The 16,433-nt window shown below is 59.6% G+C and carries 18 protein-coding genes; 8 read left to right on the top strand and 10 right to left on the bottom strand.

Annotation, left to right across the window (positions count from 1 at the left end; translation table 11 throughout):
• Positions 1-11 precede the first annotated feature (11 nt).
• Positions 12-365, bottom strand: coding sequence for a ribosome-associated translation inhibitor RaiA (gene raiA, locus G5S37_RS14485; RefSeq protein WP_165205115.1), 354 nt, complete (start codon positions 363-365; stop codon positions 12-14).
• Positions 366-416: 51 nt separating this feature from the next.
• Positions 417-1,331 (bottom strand): LysR family transcriptional regulator, encoded by a 915-nt coding sequence (locus tag G5S37_RS14480; RefSeq protein ID WP_240914875.1) that lies wholly within the window; start codon positions 1,329-1,331, stop codon positions 417-419.
• 141 nt (positions 1,332-1,472) lie between these two features.
• Here G5S37_RS14480 and G5S37_RS14475 point away from each other — a divergent pair, with 141 nt between their 5' ends.
• Together G5S37_RS14475 and G5S37_RS14470 are read left to right on the top strand one after the other, a co-directional pair.
• Positions 1,473-2,165, top strand: coding sequence for a zinc metallopeptidase (locus G5S37_RS14475; protein ID WP_165205113.1), 693 nt, complete (start codon positions 1,473-1,475; stop codon positions 2,163-2,165).
• Positions 2,166-2,342: 177 nt separating this feature from the next.
• Positions 2,343-3,329, top strand: coding sequence for a TerC family protein (locus G5S37_RS14470; protein ID WP_165205111.1), 987 nt, complete (start codon positions 2,343-2,345; stop codon positions 3,327-3,329).
• A gap of 214 nt (positions 3,330-3,543) precedes the next feature.
• Here the strand turns inward: G5S37_RS14470 and G5S37_RS14465 are convergent, their stop codons facing one another.
• From G5S37_RS14465 to G5S37_RS14435, 7 genes are all read right to left on the bottom strand, one after another.
• Entirely contained in the window at positions 3,544-4,683 is a 1,140-nt protein-coding gene (locus G5S37_RS14465) for an Lrp/AsnC family transcriptional regulator (RefSeq protein WP_165205109.1), read from the bottom strand.
• 186 nt (positions 4,684-4,869) lie between these two features.
• On the bottom strand, positions 4,870-5,718 hold the full coding sequence (gene ftsY / locus G5S37_RS14460; protein ID WP_165205107.1) for a signal recognition particle-docking protein FtsY: 849 nt from the start codon (positions 5,716-5,718) through the stop codon (positions 4,870-4,872).
• 74 nt (positions 5,719-5,792) lie between these two features.
• On the bottom strand, positions 5,793-6,227 hold the full coding sequence (nusB, locus tag G5S37_RS14455; RefSeq protein WP_165205105.1) for a transcription antitermination factor NusB: 435 nt from the start codon (positions 6,225-6,227) through the stop codon (positions 5,793-5,795).
• 9 nt (positions 6,228-6,236) lie between these two features.
• Entirely contained in the window at positions 6,237-6,737 is a 501-nt protein-coding gene (ribH, locus tag G5S37_RS14450) for a 6,7-dimethyl-8-ribityllumazine synthase (protein ID WP_165205103.1), read from the bottom strand.
• Between the two features lie 89 nt (positions 6,738-6,826).
• Positions 6,827-8,041, bottom strand: a complete 1,215-nt coding sequence (locus tag G5S37_RS14445) for a bifunctional 3,4-dihydroxy-2-butanone-4-phosphate synthase/GTP cyclohydrolase II (RefSeq protein WP_165205102.1) — start codon at positions 8,039-8,041, stop codon at positions 6,827-6,829.
• Positions 8,042-8,210: 169 nt separating this feature from the next.
• Positions 8,211-9,290 carry an alanine--glyoxylate aminotransferase family protein gene (locus G5S37_RS14440; RefSeq protein ID WP_165205100.1) on the bottom strand — a complete coding sequence of 360 codons (1,080 nt, stop codon included), beginning with the start codon at positions 9,288-9,290 and terminating at the stop codon, positions 8,211-8,213.
• Positions 9,291-9,446: 156 nt separating this feature from the next.
• Positions 9,447-9,890: a hypothetical protein gene (locus G5S37_RS14435; protein ID WP_165205098.1), complete on the bottom strand. Its 444-nt coding sequence runs from the start codon at positions 9,888-9,890 to the stop codon at positions 9,447-9,449.
• Positions 9,891-9,999: 109 nt separating this feature from the next.
• On the opposite strand from G5S37_RS14435, the gene G5S37_RS14430 reads away from it, so the two are divergent.
• From G5S37_RS14430 to G5S37_RS14420, 3 genes are all read left to right on the top strand, one after another.
• A complete protein-coding gene (locus G5S37_RS14430; protein ID WP_165205096.1) occupies positions 10,000-10,344 on the top strand; it encodes a nucleotide pyrophosphohydrolase in 345 nt (114 codons plus the stop codon).
• 2 nt (positions 10,345-10,346) lie between these two features.
• Positions 10,347-11,420, top strand: coding sequence for a 16S rRNA (cytosine(1402)-N(4))-methyltransferase RsmH (rsmH, locus tag G5S37_RS14425; RefSeq protein ID WP_165205094.1), 1,074 nt, complete (start codon positions 10,347-10,349; stop codon positions 11,418-11,420).
• Between the two features lie 129 nt (positions 11,421-11,549).
• Entirely contained in the window at positions 11,550-12,386 is an 837-nt protein-coding gene (locus tag G5S37_RS14420; RefSeq protein ID WP_165205092.1) for an MBL fold metallo-hydrolase, read from the top strand.
• A gap of 47 nt (positions 12,387-12,433) precedes the next feature.
• On the opposite strand, the gene G5S37_RS14415 is transcribed toward G5S37_RS14420, so the two are convergent.
• Positions 12,434-13,264, bottom strand: coding sequence for a M48 family metallopeptidase (locus G5S37_RS14415; protein WP_165205090.1), 831 nt, complete (start codon positions 13,262-13,264; stop codon positions 12,434-12,436).
• A 262-nt stretch (positions 13,265-13,526) separates the two neighbouring features.
• On the opposite strand from G5S37_RS14415, the gene asnS reads away from it, so the two are divergent.
• The 3 genes from asnS (at position 13,527) to G5S37_RS14400 (ending at position 16,426) form a co-directional block, all read left to right on the top strand.
• Positions 13,527-14,891 carry an asparagine--tRNA ligase gene (asnS, locus tag G5S37_RS14410; RefSeq protein ID WP_165205088.1) on the top strand — a complete coding sequence of 455 codons (1,365 nt, stop codon included), beginning with the start codon at positions 13,527-13,529 and terminating at the stop codon, positions 14,889-14,891.
• 22 nt (positions 14,892-14,913) lie between these two features.
• The gene (locus G5S37_RS14405; protein WP_165205086.1) at positions 14,914-15,798 is read left to right on the top strand and encodes a protein-disulfide reductase DsbD domain-containing protein; all 885 of its coding nucleotides are present in this window, start codon (positions 14,914-14,916) and stop codon (positions 15,796-15,798) included.
• An 85-nt stretch (positions 15,799-15,883) separates the two neighbouring features.
• Positions 15,884-16,426, top strand: coding sequence for a Uma2 family endonuclease (locus G5S37_RS14400; RefSeq protein ID WP_206026452.1), 543 nt, complete (start codon positions 15,884-15,886; stop codon positions 16,424-16,426).
• The last annotated feature ends 7 nt before the right edge of the window (positions 16,427-16,433 follow it).

The raw sequence follows: 16,433 nt of genomic DNA, 5'->3' as shown, positions 1-16,433 counted from the left end.
GGCAAAAATGCTCACGCACCCCGCTTCTTGGCGGCTTCCTTGAGGCGCTGCTTCTTCTGGCGCTTCTTGTCGATCAGCGCTGTGTGGCGCTTGCGGAGTTGGCGTGCGAGCTTTGCAGTCACTTTATCAAGTGCAGCATAGAGATCCTCACCAGATTCCTGGGCGTGGATGTCCGGGCCGGGCACCGCGAGGTGGGCCTTTACGGTGAATTTCTTCTGGGCACGAGCCGCTTCATCGTTGATGAGCACCACGTGTGCGGCCATGATCTCCTCGGCGAGGTCTTCGAGGTGCAGGACCTTCTCGGCGGCGTATTGGTGGATAGCAGCGGTGAGCTTGAGATTGCGAGGGCTAAGATGTAGTTGCATGTGAGTGAAGCGTTGGTGTTTGTTTTTTAATAGTGAATCGCGTGAAGCGCGTCAACCCAACAGACGTTCCTGAGCGTTTTGGGTCACGGCCACGGTCGCAGGGTGCTTGAGCTTGCGCTCCGCGGTTATTGCGAAAAATTCACTGCGCACGCCCTCCAGCGTGGCGATGGTGCGGAAGCCATACCGCTTCACCGCTTCATCAACCGCTACAGCATGCAGGGGGAAAAATCCCGGAGCGTCCAGCGCAAACACCTGCATGAGCGCCGGGTCATCGAACTCTGCGATGACTTCAGGCCGCACCTGATGCTCATCGAACCATGGATCGAGGATTCTCCGCAGTGGGGAATGCTCCGCAGGCAGCAGTGCCGGAGCGCGATCCAGAGACTTGGGAAAGCCCTGCCGCAGTCTGGCCGCGACCTTCGGCGGAGCGCAAAGCGTCACCCCACACGTGCCCAGTGAATGATTGAAGGTTTTGAACTTGGCGCTGCTGGGAGACGGTTCATCCGCCAGAATAATGTCCAGCCGGTGCGTAGCAAGCATGGGCAGCAGGTCTTCGAGATCGTCTTCATGACACACTGCGCGCACTGGTTGCGGAAGCTGGAATACCGGACGCAAAATTTCTGCAGCTGCGAGTTTCGGCAGTGTGTCCGTGAGGCCCACGTGAAAGGGCGCGAGCCGGCTCAGCGGTCCATGCCGCACCGCGCCCAACAAGTCGCGACCCAGGGCAAAGATCTCCTCGGCGTAGTTGAAGACTGTGCGCCCCGTATCAGTTAGCACCAGGGTCCTTCCCTTCTTGCGAAACAGCTCGGTACCCAGCGACTCCTCGAGCTGGTGGATCTGTGTACTGATGGAGGGTTGCGAGACGCCCAGCTTCTCCGCCGCGGCGCGCATGCTCCCCTCCTTGGCCACACTCCAGAAATATCGCAGGTGATGATAGTTCAGCCATTCCATCGGTTTGGCATCCATTCTTAGTTTAATCCTAAGAATTGCATAGAATTTTCTTCATCAACATCCAACGAGATGGTGGCACTAATGTACACGTCCGCTTCTTCTGAAAAGAGCGTACTCATTGTTAGATAAATACCTCAACCTTAATCCCCCAACCCTATGATTTGGATTCTTTTCCTTGGCACCTTGGGACTGTCCCTCTGGGCATCCTGGCGTGTCAAAAGCGTCTATCGCAAGCACCTACAAACCCCCGTGGCCAACGGCATGACGGGCGCGGAGGCTGCCGCGCTCATCCTTCAGCGCGCGGACATCCGGGATGTGCAGATCTTCGAGCATCAGGAGATGCTCGGCGACCACTACGATCCCACGAACAAGCGTCTGGTGCTGAGCTCAGACAACTACCATGGCCGCTCTGCCTCCGCTGTCGGTGTGGCTGCACACGAAGCCGGACATGCCATCCAGCACAAAGTGGCCTATGCTCCCCTCCACTGGCGCATGGCTGCTGTGGGCGTGACCACGATTGCAAGCCAGATCGTAATGTGGCTGCCGATTCTGGGCCTGTTCACCGGCATGATTAAAATGCCCACCATGTTCATGATCATGGGGGTGGCTTGGGGTGTGATCATGCTTTTCAACCTGATTACCCTTCCAGTCGAGTTCGACGCCACCCGGCGAGCCAAGCTGGTGTTGAATGACCTCGGCATTGTACGCACCCAGGAGGAGGCCAGTGCCGTGAGCAGCGTGCTCAACGCCGCTGCCTGGACTTACGTGGCCGCCTTCATCACGTCACTCGCCTACATGATCTGGCACCTGCTTCCCCTGCTCGTGGGCGGACGCAGCAGCGACGAATAAGCTTCCCAATTCCCCCAACTGGCGCCTTGAGGTGACGGCCAACCGCGGCAATGATGCCCGGAGCCTGGCCGCCCTCCTGGCGCCTTAAGTTTTCTTTTCCGCAGTTTCTCCTTAAACATCCAGACCGCAGCTCCCACTGCGCTCGAATCAACCTCAACTACTACTTCTCAATAACCCGTGACAGGTACCTGGTGGATCGTCTTTAACGTCTTCGTCCTTTTGATTCTGGCCCTCGACCTTGGTGTGTTCCACCGAAAGGCGCACGAGGTGAAGACGAAGGAGGCGCTCGTCTGGACAGGCGTATGGGTCACCCTGGCGCTCATCTTCTGTCTGCTGATTTACCTCGGTGTTGTGGGCGGCTATGACCCGGTTCATCGTGGTGAAGCGGCGCTGACATTCCTCACCGGCTATCTGGTCGAGCAGTCGCTCAGCGTGGATAACATTTTCGTCATCGCGCTGATCTTTAAATACTTCCGGATCCCGGCGATGTACCAGCACCGCGTGCTCTTCTGGGGCATTCTGGGTGCGCTGGTGATGCGGGCCATCATGATTGTGGCCGGTGTGGCGCTCATCAACCAGTTCCACTGGATCATCTACCTCTTCGGCGGCATTCTGATCTACAGCGCGATCAAAATGTGGCGCTCCGAGGAACAGCACCTCGAAATCGAGCATAATCCCGTGCTCAAGCTGGTGCGGAAATTCTTCCCTGTGAGTCCCTCGCTGGAAGGCCAGAATTTCTTCACCCGCCTGCCCACCGGGGTGAAGGCTGCCACGCCGCTCTTCGTGGTGCTGGTGTTTGTGGAGTGGACTGACCTCGTCTTTGCGGTGGACTCCATCCCGGCCATCCTCGCCATCTCGAAGGACACCTTCATTGTGTACACCTCGAACGTCATGGCCATCCTCGGCCTGCGTTCCATGTACTTCGCCCTCTCCGGTATCCTGCACAAGTTCCACCTGCTCCACTATGGCCTGGCCATCATCCTCGGCTTTGTGGGTACCAAGATGGTGCTGGCGGATGTCATCAAGATCGACACGCGCATTTCCCTGGCCGTGATCTTCGCAGTGCTTGCCACTTCTGTCATTGCTTCACTGAAGTGGCCCAAGAAGGAGGTAGAGGTTCCCGAAGAGAAGGCAGACGATGTCACGGCGCCACCGGCGGCGTAAGTGTTGTTGCCTCTTGTAGGAGGCGACGTGCCAAGGAGTGGGGACATTTTTGTCCCCATTCGGCTGGCAAGCCGTGCAAGTGTATCGGAATTCCAACGTGTCACTTGGGACCTTCTGGTCCCTTCTGTACCGAAGATTCCGCGACACAAAAACGGGGGCAAGAATGCCCCCGCTCCTTAAAGTGAAATGTCGCGTTTTGGCTCTGCGTCTGCGGTTAGATCACATCCGCTTTCCCCGCCCACTTGGTGTGCCATTCGGCATAGACCTTGGGTGAGATTTCGCTCGGCTTGATCTCGCTGCGACCGCCCCAGAAGACGTTCGTGTAAAGCACAGGAATGCCGATGCTTTCCAGGTGGCGGTCGATGGCGGCCTTGTGCTCGAGCACGCGCTGCTTGTCGGTGCCGTGGACCACGCCCATGATGTTCGCATTGGCGAACCGGGGGCCACCTTCGCGCCAGTAGGCGTGGGTCATGATGTCGTGGCGTCCCACTTCGCTGCCGGCACGAGCCTGCATGCCTTCCGGCACACGCCAGTGGAAGAGTGCGTTGAAGCGTGTCACGCGCACGCCCGTTTGCGAGGGCTTCACGTGCTCCAGGAAGGTGGAGAAACGACCGAGGATGCCCTTCGTTTCAAAACCACGCGCCACTTCACAGAAACGGTCAAGGCTCACTCCAGCTTCCTTCGCGCGAGCGGCCCAGATTTCTGGAACGATTTCCTCCGGCTTGAAGTCGCGTTTCATGGCGATGAGCACGTCCCACTCCTCTTGGGTGAGGTCCACGATGTCCGGCGTGATCATCTCGGCAGGTTCGTCTGCCTTGGAGCCAATCTCCATGGTCTTGCGGCGCACATGGCCCACGCCGAGGGCGAAGATGCCCTTGGGCTGCATGATGATGTATTGCTCAGCGCCCACCAGACGCTTCAAGGCATCGCAATGCTCGGAGATCTCCTTGCCCTGCGGCACCTTCACCGTCGTCCAGAGACGGAAGTCGGAACCACTCACTTCGCGGTCGGTAGAGCGCAGCACCACGTGACCACTGAAGGGATCTTCTTTGAACATGAAGTCAAAGGCGGCATCCAGCTTGTCATTCGAGTTCATCTTCCACGCCACGAGCCCGCCGTCGGCGAGCTTGTTGGCCAGCAGGGTCTGGCGCACGCGACGAATCACGCCCGCGCTCAGCATGGCCTGTACGCGCTCAAGGACGGTCTCAAGAGGCAACCCACTCTTCTCCGCCACGAACTGGAACGGATGCTTGTGGAAGCCTTTTATCTGGTCCTCCGACACGGCCAGGATCTGGGCGTTGATGGGATCCGTGTGTTCCGTTGGAACAAGGGTGGAATTCTCAGTGGCAGTCATGGGGGATAGTCAGAAATAGTTCCAGTCTTTGGGATCACTACGGCCTCACGAGGAGGCTTGCAGCGCATTCCTTGCGATCCTGCGCGCATGGCAGCAGAGGTGAATCGCAAAAGAATGTGGGTGAATCCATCATATTCAAACGATTGAAGCAGCGCCATCCTTCCAAGGAAGGGCACCTAGGACATCCTACAACATCTGGTCGAGATAGGTATCCGCATTGAAGGCGGCGAAGTCGTCCACCTGCTCGCCCGTGCCTACAAAGCGGGTAGGAATGCCGAGCTCCTGCTGGATAGCCACGACCACCCCACCCTTGCCACTGCCGTCCAACTTGGTGGCGATGATGCCGGTAAGAGGCACGGCCTTGTGAAACTCTCGTGCTTGTTGCAAGGCATTGCCACCCGTGGTGGCATCCACGACCAGCAGCACCTCATGCGGTGCCGTGGTGTCCTTCTTGCCGACGATGCGCTGCACCTTGCGCAGCTCTTCCATGAGATTGTGCCGGGTATGAAGGCGGCCTGCGGTGTCGCAGATCAGGAACTGCGCATGCTTCGCCGTCGCGGACGTGTAGGCATCGAAGCACACGGCAGCGGGGTCTGCATTCGGCGGGCCTTTCACCAGCGGGACGTCCACACGCTTGGCCCAGACTTCGAGCTGCTCCACGGCCGCGGCGCGGAAAGTATCGGCTGCGGCGAGCACGAGGCTGTTGCCGCGTTTCTTGAGGAAATTGGCCAGCTTGGCCGTCGAGGTGGTCTTGCCGGTGCCGTTCACGCCGACCACAAGCACCACCTTGGGCTTGCCGGAGATCAGCGGCGGCAACGGCGGGGTGTACGCCGGCAGGAGCGCGCGGATGTGCTTCTTCGTCACCTCCACGATGTCCACATCATGCAGCTTCCTCGCCTGGGCCTGCAGATCCTCCACGATCTGCATGGAGAGCTTCACTCCCAAATCACCGGCGATGAGTTGTTCTTCGAGATCATCCCAGTCGATTTCCGCCTTGGTGAAACGCTGAACGAGTTTGGTGAAGAAGCCGGCCATTAAGGAAGTTGGCGATTGGTTGCTGTGGTTGAGCGGTGAGTTGGCTGCCAGTACGGGTGCAGGCAGGTCTCCCGTTAGCCTGCGGTAGTGACAGGAGGCAGCGTCTTGGCGATGCGATCGAGCACGCCGTTCACAAACACGCGCGTCTGGGTATCGCCGAAGACCTTCGCGATTTCGATGGCTTCGTTGATGACCACAGGGCGGGGTACGTCCTGCTCATGCAGCAGCTCGTACACGGCGAGCCGCAGGATGTTTCGATCCACGGTGCCTAGGCGCTCGAAACTGAAGTTCTGCAGCACGCTGGCGATGCGGGCATCGATCTCCTCGCGGAAGGTCAGGATACCCTTGATGAGGCGCTCGGCGTATTCACGCACGTCGTTCTTTGCCATGTGAAGATCCCAGAACGCATTGCGTTCCGTGTCGCTCACTTCGCCATGCAAGTCATTGGCAAAGAGATACTGCATGGCCGACTGACGGCCTTCCCGGCGTTTTCCTGGTGGTTTTGCCATCGATTCGTGTTACGCCGGAGTTTGGGGAAAGGGAAAGGTGACGCGCAGCTTTTCAAAGAGCTGCACCATATTCACGGCGACACGGGCGGCTTCAGTGCCGCGGTTGAGGCGTTCGCGCATGGTGCGTTCCTCAGCCTGCTCTTCGCTGTCCACGAGCAGAACTTCATGCACCACCGGGGTCACGTGAGCCACGGCCATGCGCATGAGGGCATCGGTAACAGAGGCTCCTACGAGGTCGCCGTGCTCAGTCTCGCCGCGGATGATGACGCCGAGGGCCACCAGCGCATCGGCTCCGGTATTGCGCAGCACGAACTCCGCGCAGACGGGAATCTCAAATGCGCCAGGCACACGGTAGGTCACTACCTGGGCGTCCGGCATGAGCTCCTGAATTTCGGTGCGGACCGCGTCCAGCATCGCATTCACGTAGGGCTCGTTGTACAGGCTGGCTACGATGGCGATGTTCGCGCGCGAGGAAGAACTGCGCGGGCGTGGAGGGGCGGCTTCGGACATGGGGCGGGAGACTTACTGGCGAATGGGTTGCAGATCAACCGTGGAAGCGGTTGTCCCTACGGAATCCCACATTTCGGCAAGCCGCCCCTTCACAAATCATGCCCCATCTTGGTGCGCTTCGTCTCCAGGTACTTGGCGTTGTGCTCGTTTGGCTCCACGCGGATCGGACACTGCTCTACGATGTGCAGCTTGTGGCCTTCCAAGCCCACGACCTTGCGCGGGTTGTTGGTCATGAGTCGGATCTGGCGCACGCCGAGATCGAAGAGAATCTGGGCTCCCAAGCCATAGTCACGGAGGTCCATGGGGTAGCCGAGCTTGAGATTGGCTTCCACCGTATCGAGCCCTTCTTCCTGAAGCTTGTAGGCATGGATCTTGGCGGGCAGCCCGATGCCACGCCCTTCCTGGCGCATATAGAGCAGGACTCCCCTGCCCTCCTGCTCGATGCGCTCTAAGGCAGCGTGAAGCTGACCGCCGCAGTCGCAGCGGCGGGAGCCGAAGACGTCGCCTGTAAGGCACTCACTATGAACGCGCACCAGCACCGGCTCGCCGTCATCGATCTGGCCCTTCACCAGCGCGAGGTGGTGCTCGCCATCCAGCTTGCTCCGGTAGAGGTGCAAATCGAAGGTGCCGTAGTCGGTGGGCATCTTGATGACCTGTTCACGCTCAACGAGTTTCTCGCGCTCTTGTCGATGGCGGATCAGGCTCTCGATGGTGCAGATCTTCAGGTCGTGCTCTTTGGCGAACCTCACCAACTCCGGCAACCGGGCCATGGTGCCGTCATCGTTCATGATCTCGCAGATCACGCCCGCTGGCTCCAGGCCTGCCATCTGGGCGAGGTCAACCGCCGCTTCTGTGTGGCCAGCTCGGCGGAGCACGCCGCCGTTCTTCGCGACAAGAGGAAACACGTGTCCCGGCTGCACGAGGTCGCCCTCCTTGCTGGCGGGATTCGCCAGCACGGAAATGGTCTTTGCCCGATCGGGAGCGCTGATGCCGGTGGAGATTCCTTCAGCGGCATCCACACTTACCGTAAAATTCGTGGAAAAGGCATCCCGGTTCTTCCTCGCCATGGCGGTAAGACCCAGACGCTGGGCGTACTCCTCTGAGACCGGGGCACAGATGAGCCCCCGCCCAAACCTCGCCATGAAGTTCACCGCTTCTGCCGTGGCTCCATGAGCGGCACAGACCAAGTCACCTTCGTTCTCGCGGTCCGCGTCATCGGTCACAATGACCATTTTGCCAGCCCGGATGTCGGCCAGGATGGCTTCCACCGGAGAGAAGGGGGAGAATGCGGGGGTATCGGACATGCTTCGGTGGGCGGATGATGAGGAAGTGGAGCGCCCGTTTAAATGCTTACGCGGCAAATCGCATGGCGGACAGGGTGAATGCCATACAAAAATATCGCCATCCCCGGGCGGAGGCCGTTTCCAGCTTCCGCACACAGGATGGCGCAGGGAGTCATGAGACTACTGGGCTTCAGAGCGCCGCGAGGCAGTCGTCGAGGGCCGCAATGAGTTCGCCGATGGTCTCGTCCGTTTCGTCGCCCATGTTGGAGAGACGGAAGGTCTTGCCCTTGATCTTGCCGTAGCCGCCGTCGATCAGGAGCTTGTGGCGCTTTTTGAGGAGGTCGGAGAACTTGGCGACGTCGATCTCCTTGTTGTTCTTCACGCAGGTGAGGCCCTTGGAGCGGTACCCCTCGGCAGCGAAGAACTCGAAGCCATTGCGCTTCACCCAGTCATGCACCAGGGCATTGAGACGGGCGTGGCGGGCATAGCGGTTCTCGAGCCCTTCAGCGAAGAACTTGTTGAGCTGGTGGCGCAGGCCGTAGATCAGGGAGATGCACGGCGTGCTAGGGGTCATGTTCTTCTCCCCGTTCGCCTTGAACTCATGGAAGTCGAAGTAGTAGCCGCGGTCCTTGATGGAGGCGGAGCGCTCGTAGGCGGCCTCGCTGGCGGTGAAGAGGCCCATGCCGGGCGGCATGGCGAAGGCCTTCTGGCTGCCGGTAAGGAGGACGTCGATACCCAGCGCGTCGAAGTTCATCGGCACGGTGGTGAAGCTGGAGACGGTGTCCACGATGAACATCACGTCCGGGTACTTCGCCTTGAGCTTGGCGATTTCCTCAACCGGGTTCAGCACGCCGGTAGAAGTTTCGCTGTGCACGAGGGTTAGCGCGTCGAACTCGCCGGTGGCGAGCTTGGCGTCGATGAGCTCGGCCGTGATGGCCTGGCCCCACTCCACCTTGAGTTCTTCCGCCTGCTTGCCGCAGCGGAGGGAGACGTCGTACCACTTGTCTGAGAAGGCGCCGCAGCAGCAGTTGAGCACCTTTTTCTTCACGAGATTCCGGATGGAGCCTTCCATCACGCCCCATGCGGAGGAGGTGCTGATGTACACGAGCTGCGTCGTACCGAAGAGGGTCTGCAGCTTGGGCTGGATTTCAGCGTAGAGGTCCTGGAACCCCTTGCCACGATGCCCCACCATGGGAGCAGACATCGCCGCGTAGGTATCGGGCGAGACTTCGACGGGGCCGGGGATGAACAGTTTGACGTGGTCGCGCATAGGAATGGGGGGCGCAGTTTAGGCAATGAGCCCGATGAGGCAAGAAGAGATCTATCTCCGGCAGAGTGAAAACCGCCGCTCAAGGTCAACGCAGGGCGAATGACTGAACCCCGTACTGCACTCGAATGAGTCGGCTTGGGAGCGGTGACCGGCTTTTCACGGCACCAGCCTCGCGTAAAACACCACCGGAGCGGCGGGGTCGGCGTAGGGGTTCCCTGTTACACCTCCCAAGTAGCCACCATCCTTTGTCGTCCTGGCCTCTACACTCAATTGTCCTTCCCAGATAAAAAAGAACGCGTCCTGCTGCTCTCCACTCCTCGACTGGACGATCACATCCCAATACCCGTCCGCCAGCCTCTCGAACGTGACGCTACCATTGGCGTCCGAAGTCCTTTTGACGACTCTTGGGACCGCCATCGGCCCGAAAGCCACAGTTACATATTGAGCGATGACGGGAACTCCGGTCACTGGCTCGTGCGTGTTTTTGTCGACGATCCGTACGTTCAGCTTCGAATCTCCCGTAACCACACACGAGGTGAGAATAGGAAGGAAAAACAGCAGCACGTACCTCATGGCTTCCATGAAGCAGTAGGAATTCATTCCATTCCATCGGTTTTTCTTCCTCCGCGCTCCGTTCGCCTTCGGACTGGCCGGGAAATCAGGGCATGTTTCGCCTTGCTGCCACGGGTGCCACCAGCATGTTCGGCCCATGACCATCGAAGAACTCACTTCCCGCATCTGCGCCTTCCGCGATGCGCGGGACTGGATGCAGTATCACAACCCCAAGGACCTCGCGATGGCCATTGCCGCGGAATCGGGGGAACTGATGCAGCCTTTCGTCTGGAAGACGGAGGAGCAAGCGGATGCGGTGGCGAGGGAGAAGCATGACTACCTGCGGGATGAGGTCGCCGACGTGGCCATGCTGCTGTTTGAATTCGCGCACAATCTGGGCATCTCGGTGGAAGACGCCATTCTGGCCAAGCTTGCACGCAATGAGCTGCGCTACCCGGTAGAAAAGGCCCATGGCTCCAATGCGAAGTACACCGAACTGTGAACGTGAACGAAGAATCTGAACCGCAGCCCCCCGTCCCCGCTCCGACGCCGCACAAGCGCCGCATCCGGTACAAGGGAAAGAACCCACGCCGGTTTGAGGACAAGTACAAGGAGCACGATCCTTCCAGGTATCCCGATACCGTGGCGAAGGTCCGTGCCGGCGGCAAGACGCCCGCGGGGCAGCACGTGCCCATCATGGTACGGGAGATCATGGAGGTGCTCGCGCCGCAGCCTGGAGGGCGCGCGGTGGATTGCACGTTGGGGCATGGAGGGCACGCAAGCGAACTACTGAAGGCGGTGCAGCCGGGCGGATGGCTGCTGGCGCTGGATCAGGATCCCATCGAGATCGTCAGGACGGAGGCACGGATGCGAGCGCTCGGTTTCCCGGAAGAATCGCTGCTGGTGAAACGCACCAATTTCGCCGGTCTGCGCAAGGTACTCACGGAGGTGGGATGGACGGATGGCGCCGATGTCATCCTGGCCGACCTCGGGGTGTCCTCCATGCAGATCGACAACCCCGCGCGTGGATTCAGCTTCAAGGAGGAAGGCCCGCTGGACATGCGGATGAACCCGCAAAAAGGCCAGCCTGCCAGTGCGCTGGTACAGAAACTGGGTGCGGAGGCGCTTGCCGCGATGCTGTCTGAGAACGCCGACGAGCCGCGAGCCGCCTCGCTGGCCAAGGCACTGGCGCAGCGCACGTTCCCGACGACCACAGTTTTCGCCCGTGCCATTCGCAGTGCCTTGCCTCCACATCTGGATGATGAGGAGAAGCAGGACACCATCCGGCGTGTGTTCCAGGCGCTACGCATCGCGGTGAACGAGGAATTTTCCGTGCTCGATACCTGGTTGCGTAGCTTGCCAGACGCACTTCGCCCCGGTGGACGGGTGGCGGTGCTCACCTTCCACAGTGGCGAGGACCGGCGGGTGAAGCGTGCCTTTCAGGAGGGACTGCGGGCGGGGATGTATGCGGAAATAAGCGAGGAAGTGGTCCGTCCCTCATCTACGGAAGTGCGGGACAATTCGAGAGCGGCACCCGCGAAGTTACGCTGGGCGGTGAAGAGCGATGGGACAGCATGACGCGATTGGGTCGGTCGATGGCGACAAAATTTTGTGGCGATTAAAGACAGACACGTTGCGGAAATCCGGTTTGCAGCGATTCAATGGCTACTTCCACCACATGCCCCCGGCTGCACGGCGCCAAACCCTATGAAGTTGAAATTTTACGGAACGCGGGGTTCGATCCCGGTATGCGATGCGGGCTTTCAAGGGTTCGGAGGCAATACCACCTGCTTCCAGATCACGTTTCCTGACATCAACCAGATTGCGATTGTGGACGCAGGGACGGGCGTCAGGAATCTGGGGCGCGATCTCCGGGCAATGGGGCATGAGCAGGAACAGATAGTTCTCGCCTTCACGCATTTCCACTGGGACCACATTCAGGGGTTTCCCTTTTTCGGCCCTGCCTACGATCCGAAGCAAAAGCTCACGGTGTTGACGCTGGGCGAGGAGCAGAACATCAGCAGTCTGCGTGAGGTGTTCGAGACGCAGATGCAATCCGTATACTTTCCGGTGCAACTGAGCCATATGGGAGCGGATTTCCAGTTTGTTCAGTTGGAGAAAGCCACAGAGCACTTCGGAGTCACCTCCAATGCGGCTACCAAGATCACGTCACAGAAGCTCAACCATCCGGGAGGCGCCTACGCATTCCGAATCGAGCGTCAGGGCAAGGTGTTGGTGATCTGCACGGATGTGGAGCATGGGGACCAGATTGACCCCAACGTCGTTGCGCTGGCGAAGGGCGCGGATTTGCTGGTTCATGAGGCCCAATACACGGCGGAAGAACTGGCGAGCCGGCGCGGGTGGGGGCACAGCAGTTACGATCAGGCCTTGCAGGTGGCGGAGATGGCAGGGGTGAAGCGGCTGGCGATGACGCACCACGACCCCGACCATGATGATGACTTCCTGTCGCGCATGGAGAAGCTGTGCCAGGAGCGTTTCAAAGAGTGCCTCCTCGCCAGGGACGGCATGGAACTGGAGCTGTGATGCCGATTGATGCCGTTGATGACCGAGGCATCAGCCTGAAACCGGACCTACTCCTTGATCTCCACCAGCGGCGCTTCGCCGGTACCGCCGCGCTTGTCCTTGCCTTCCTTGCGCAGCCTGGCGATCTCCGCCTTGATGACCTCCATGCGGTTTGCGGGAGCCGGGTGCGTGCTCATGAACTCGGGTTGGCTGCCACCGCCGGAGGCGTCGCGCAGGACTTCCATGACGCGGATCATAGCTTCCGGGTCGTAGCCGGCTTGCAGGAGGAAGAGTACGGCGAGCTTGTCTGATTCCAGCTCATCGCCGCGGCCATACTTCATGTTGACCATCTGGCCCACCATCTGGGCAACGCGTGCGGCTTCCATGCCTCCATTTTCTCCGGAGGCGCCCACCACCACAGCAGTGGTGAGTCCATTGATGAGATCACTCTTGGCCATCTGCTCTGAGGAATGTCGGCCGACCACGTGCCCGATTTCGTGTCCCAAGACGCCCGCAAGCTCGTCCTCCGTTTTCAGAAGCCGAAAGAGCGCCTCGGTGATGAAAATCTGTCCTCCCGGCAGCGCAAAGGCGTTCACCACCTTGCGATCGGCGAGCAGGTGAAACTCAAAATTCTTGCCGTAGGGCGTCATGTCTGCGTCGGTGTCATTGACCAGCTTCGCGCCCACGCGAGACACGTAGGCCCGCGCGCGTTCGTCCGACGAAAGCCCGCCAAACTGGCGCGCCATCTGCGGCGCGGAGTTCAACCCGAGGACAATCTCCTCCTTGGCATTGAGATTCAGCCGCTGTTCGCGGCCGGTGAATTTGTTCGTCTCCGTGGGCAGGTTGAAATACTTGAACAGGGCAAATCCGGCAATTGCCACGATGATGATGACGCGCATGCCACACCCAGAGAACGGCGACCGGCCCCGGCCCCCTCCCCCGCCAAACTGCTGATAGGCAAAGGATGTGGTGCGCGGGAAAAGCCAGGACCAGGAAGAGCGTCTCATCGGGAGCATGTGGGTAAAGTGATCTTATCCTGAAATCGTGTCAGCTGCCAAGTGGGATGCACGGCGGCTTGATTGCGCGGCGTTCCGTGTGACTTTTTTGCGATTCCGAGCGTTTTCGTATAGAGAGAGACAGACAGCCAGTCACCAATCACCCATGCCCACGCCCAACATCCGCGCCCTGCTCGCCTCGACTTCACCGCAACAGGACATCACCGTGCAGGGCTGGGTGCGCACCCGCCGGGATTCCAAGGCCTGCACCTTCATCTCGCTGAATGACGGCTCCTGCCTGCGCGAGCTGCAGGTGGTGGCGGATCTCACGCTTCCCTGCGCAGACCTGTACCCAAAGATCCTCACGGGAGCGAGCGTCCGCGTGACCGGTGACCTGGTTGCCTCCCCCGGCGCCAAGCAGTCCTACGAGCTACTGGCCAAGAATGTCGAGATCCTCGGCGAGGCGGACGGTACCTACCCGCTGCAGAAGAAAGGGCACACGCCGGAGTTCCTGCGCAGCATCGCGCACCTCCGCCCGCGCACGAACCTGCTCAGCTCAGTCTTCCGCGTGCGCAGCCGCATGGCCTTTGCCATCCACCAGTTCTTCCAGGAGCAGGATTTCTTTTATGTGCACACGCCCATCATCACCGCCAGCGATTGTGAAGGCGCCGGGGAGATGTTCCGTGTGACGACGCTGCCGCAGGGCAGCAGTGCCAAGCCGGACCAGGATTTCTTTGGCAAGCCCGCCTACCTCACCGTGAGCGGCCAGCTTCAAGGCGAGACCTTCGCGTGTGCACTGAGCCGCATCTACACCTTCGGACCCACGTTCCGCGCGGAGAATTCCAACACGGCACGCCACGCCGCGGAGTTCTGGATGATTGAGCCGGAGATGGCCTTTTTTGATCTCGATGCCGACATGACACTGGCCGAGCAAAACGTAAAGTTCCTGCTGAAGAAACTCTTCGAGACCTGCGGTGAGGAGCTGGAGTTCTTCAGCAAATTCATCGACAAGGATCTCATCACCCGACTGCAGCACACATTGGAGAAGCCCTTCCAGCGCATCAGCTACACGGATGCCGTGGAGGTGCTGCTGAAGAGTGGCAAGCAGTTCGAGTACCCCGTGGCCTGGGGAGAGAACCTGCAGAGCGAGCACGAACGGTTCCTCGCAGAGGAACACTTCAAGAGCCCGGTCACGGTCTTCAACTATCCCAAAACGCTGAAGCCATTCTACATGCGCCAGAATGACGACGGCAAAACCGTGGCCGCCATGGACGTGCTGGTGCCGGGCATCGGCGAAATCATCGGCGGCAGCCAGCGTGAAGAGCGCTTGGATCTTCTCGAGGCTGCCATGGCGCATCACGGACTCGACCCCGAGAGCTACCACTGGTACGCGGATCTCCGCCGCTACGGCTCCGTGCCGCATGCCGGCTACGGCATGGGCTTTGAGCGCTTCCTGATGTTCGCTACGGGCGTAAGCAATATACGCGACGTGATTCCTTTCGCGCGCACCCCAGGTCATGCGGATTTCTAAGATGGCTATGAAGGACAAAGTGATGAGTGAAAAGAGAAAAGGGGGACGGCTGATGCTCCTCTTGATGTCCCTTTTCGTGCTCGCGTGGTCAGCGCAGACGCATGCCCTGGAGCCCAACAGCCCGTTGCAGATCGCGCTGGTTAGCGAAGTTAAGACCGTGCAGCCGGGCAAGCCCTTCTATGCGGGTCTGCACCTGAAGCACAAGGAAGGCTATCACACGTACTGGAAGTTCCCCGGAATCGTGGGTGTGCCGGTCAGCATGGTGTGGAGTCTCCCGGCCGGATGGAAGGCCGGAGAGATCGAGTGGCCGGAGCCGGAGCAGGTGCACATGTTCCAGATCCGCGCACAGGGATATCACGGCGAGTTGGTACTACCCGTGCGTGTCACGCCACCAGCCGACTTGAAGCCGGGCACGAAGGTGACACTTGCCGGCAAAGCCGCCTGGATGTGCTGTGGGCGTGATTGCAATCCCGACTTTGCGGATCTGACATTGGAGCTTCCTGTGGCTACGGAGGCGGAGATCGATGCCAAGTGGGAGCCTGCGTTTGTAAAAGCACGTGAGGCAGCTCCGCAGTCATTGGATGCAAATGCATGGTCCGCCACGGCCACGCGCCAGGGAAAGAACAAGGTGACACTGCACCTCACCGCGAAGAACGCCGCCGCCCGGCAGCAACTCGCTGCGGTGAAGGATGTTCTCTTCTTCACCGACGATGGCTATATCAATGCGGACAAGGATCAGATGGTGCGCCGAGAAGGCGATGACAAGCTGAGTTTGGAGCTGACCGTCTCCGAGTACTACGACGGCAAAACACCGCCCACCCATCTCCTTGGTCTGCTGCAATCTCCCCAAGGCTGGGGCAAGGGGCTGACCAGCGAGACGGTGATCATCAACGCGCCCATTGACTAACCATTGGGCAAGCCCGCAGGCCGAAGAAGATTCGACTTTTACGTGTGTTGCAAAGGTCACGGTTTCGGCTAATCCATGCACGCAAATGATGCTTAAACTGGATGTCATGCAGGCCGCCACCCTGGCAGATGTAGCCACGTGCGTGAATCACTACCGTATGCACACACCCGGCGTGTTTGTCTGTGTGTATGCTGAGGTGCAGTTGGGAGGCGCCACTTTTGTGCCCGGACTCGTTGCCCAGGTCAATAGGGGGAAATTCAAGCAATGTGATCCGGGCGACTACGATCATTTCACTGGCCCACCGAACTTCGCGTTCGATGTCTACCACGAGGAACAGCGCCCGGAAATCGAACGCCGCAGAAAGGCGTTCGAGGAATCCGGTGTCCTTGAATATGTCCTGTGGAATTCCACGGAAAACAAACCGGCTTGGCTGCGTCTCGTCGAAGGCAAATTGGTCGAAGTGCCGATGATCGACGGAGAGTTCATTGAAAGCACCGCACTTCCCGGCATGAGGTTCCCAGTCACCGCTTTCAAAGAGCGCAATTGGTGGAGCATCATGTCCGCCATTTCTTATGGCGTCACGCGACTGCCTCACCATGATTTCATGGACACGATCTGGCGGAAGTAGCGGTCTG

It is taken from the genome of Roseimicrobium sp. ORNL1, assembly GCF_011044495.1.
GTDB lineage: Bacteria > Verrucomicrobiota > Verrucomicrobiia > Verrucomicrobiales > Verrucomicrobiaceae > Roseimicrobium.
The sequence above is the reverse complement of the archived record's forward strand: the minus strand, read 5'-3'. Positions and strand labels throughout refer to the sequence as shown.

Coding starts and splice junctions, on each gene's coding strand:
- G5S37_RS14430 (WP_165205096.1), top strand. CDS start 10,000: ATGACCATCGAAGAACTCACTTCCCGCATCTGCGCCTTCCGCGATGCG.
- G5S37_RS14420 (WP_165205092.1), top strand. CDS start 11,550: ATGAAGTTGAAATTTTACGGAACGCGGGGTTCGATCCCGGTATGCGAT.
- G5S37_RS14405 (WP_165205086.1), top strand. CDS start 14,914: ATGAGTGAAAAGAGAAAAGGGGGACGGCTGATGCTCCTCTTGATGTCC.
- G5S37_RS14465 (WP_165205109.1), bottom strand. CDS start 4,683: ATGACTGCCACTGAGAATTCCACCCTTGTTCCAACGGAACACACGGAT.
- G5S37_RS14400 (WP_206026452.1), top strand. CDS start 15,884: ATGATGCTTAAACTGGATGTCATGCAGGCCGCCACCCTGGCAGATGTA.
- G5S37_RS14415 (WP_165205090.1), bottom strand. CDS start 13,264: ATGCGCGTCATCATCATCGTGGCAATTGCCGGATTTGCCCTGTTCAAG.
- nusB (WP_165205105.1), bottom strand. CDS start 6,227: ATGGCAAAACCACCAGGAAAACGCCGGGAAGGCCGTCAGTCGGCCATG.
- ribH (WP_165205103.1), bottom strand. CDS start 6,737: ATGTCCGAAGCCGCCCCTCCACGCCCGCGCAGTTCTTCCTCGCGCGCG.
- ftsY (WP_165205107.1), bottom strand. CDS start 5,718: ATGGCCGGCTTCTTCACCAAACTCGTTCAGCGTTTCACCAAGGCGGAA.
- raiA (WP_165205115.1), bottom strand. CDS start 365: ATGCAACTACATCTTAGCCCTCGCAATCTCAAGCTCACCGCTGCTATC.
- G5S37_RS14480 (WP_240914875.1), bottom strand. CDS start 1,331: ATGGATGCCAAACCGATGGAATGGCTGAACTATCATCACCTGCGATAT.
- G5S37_RS14435 (WP_165205098.1), bottom strand. CDS start 9,890: ATGAATTCCTACTGCTTCATGGAAGCCATGAGGTACGTGCTGCTGTTT.
- G5S37_RS14475 (WP_165205113.1), top strand. CDS start 1,473: ATGATTTGGATTCTTTTCCTTGGCACCTTGGGACTGTCCCTCTGGGCA.
- G5S37_RS14445 (WP_165205102.1), bottom strand. CDS start 8,041: ATGTCCGATACCCCCGCATTCTCCCCCTTCTCTCCGGTGGAAGCCATC.
- G5S37_RS14440 (WP_165205100.1), bottom strand. CDS start 9,290: ATGCGCGACCACGTCAAACTGTTCATCCCCGGCCCCGTCGAAGTCTCG.
- asnS (WP_165205088.1), top strand. CDS start 13,527: ATGCCCACGCCCAACATCCGCGCCCTGCTCGCCTCGACTTCACCGCAA.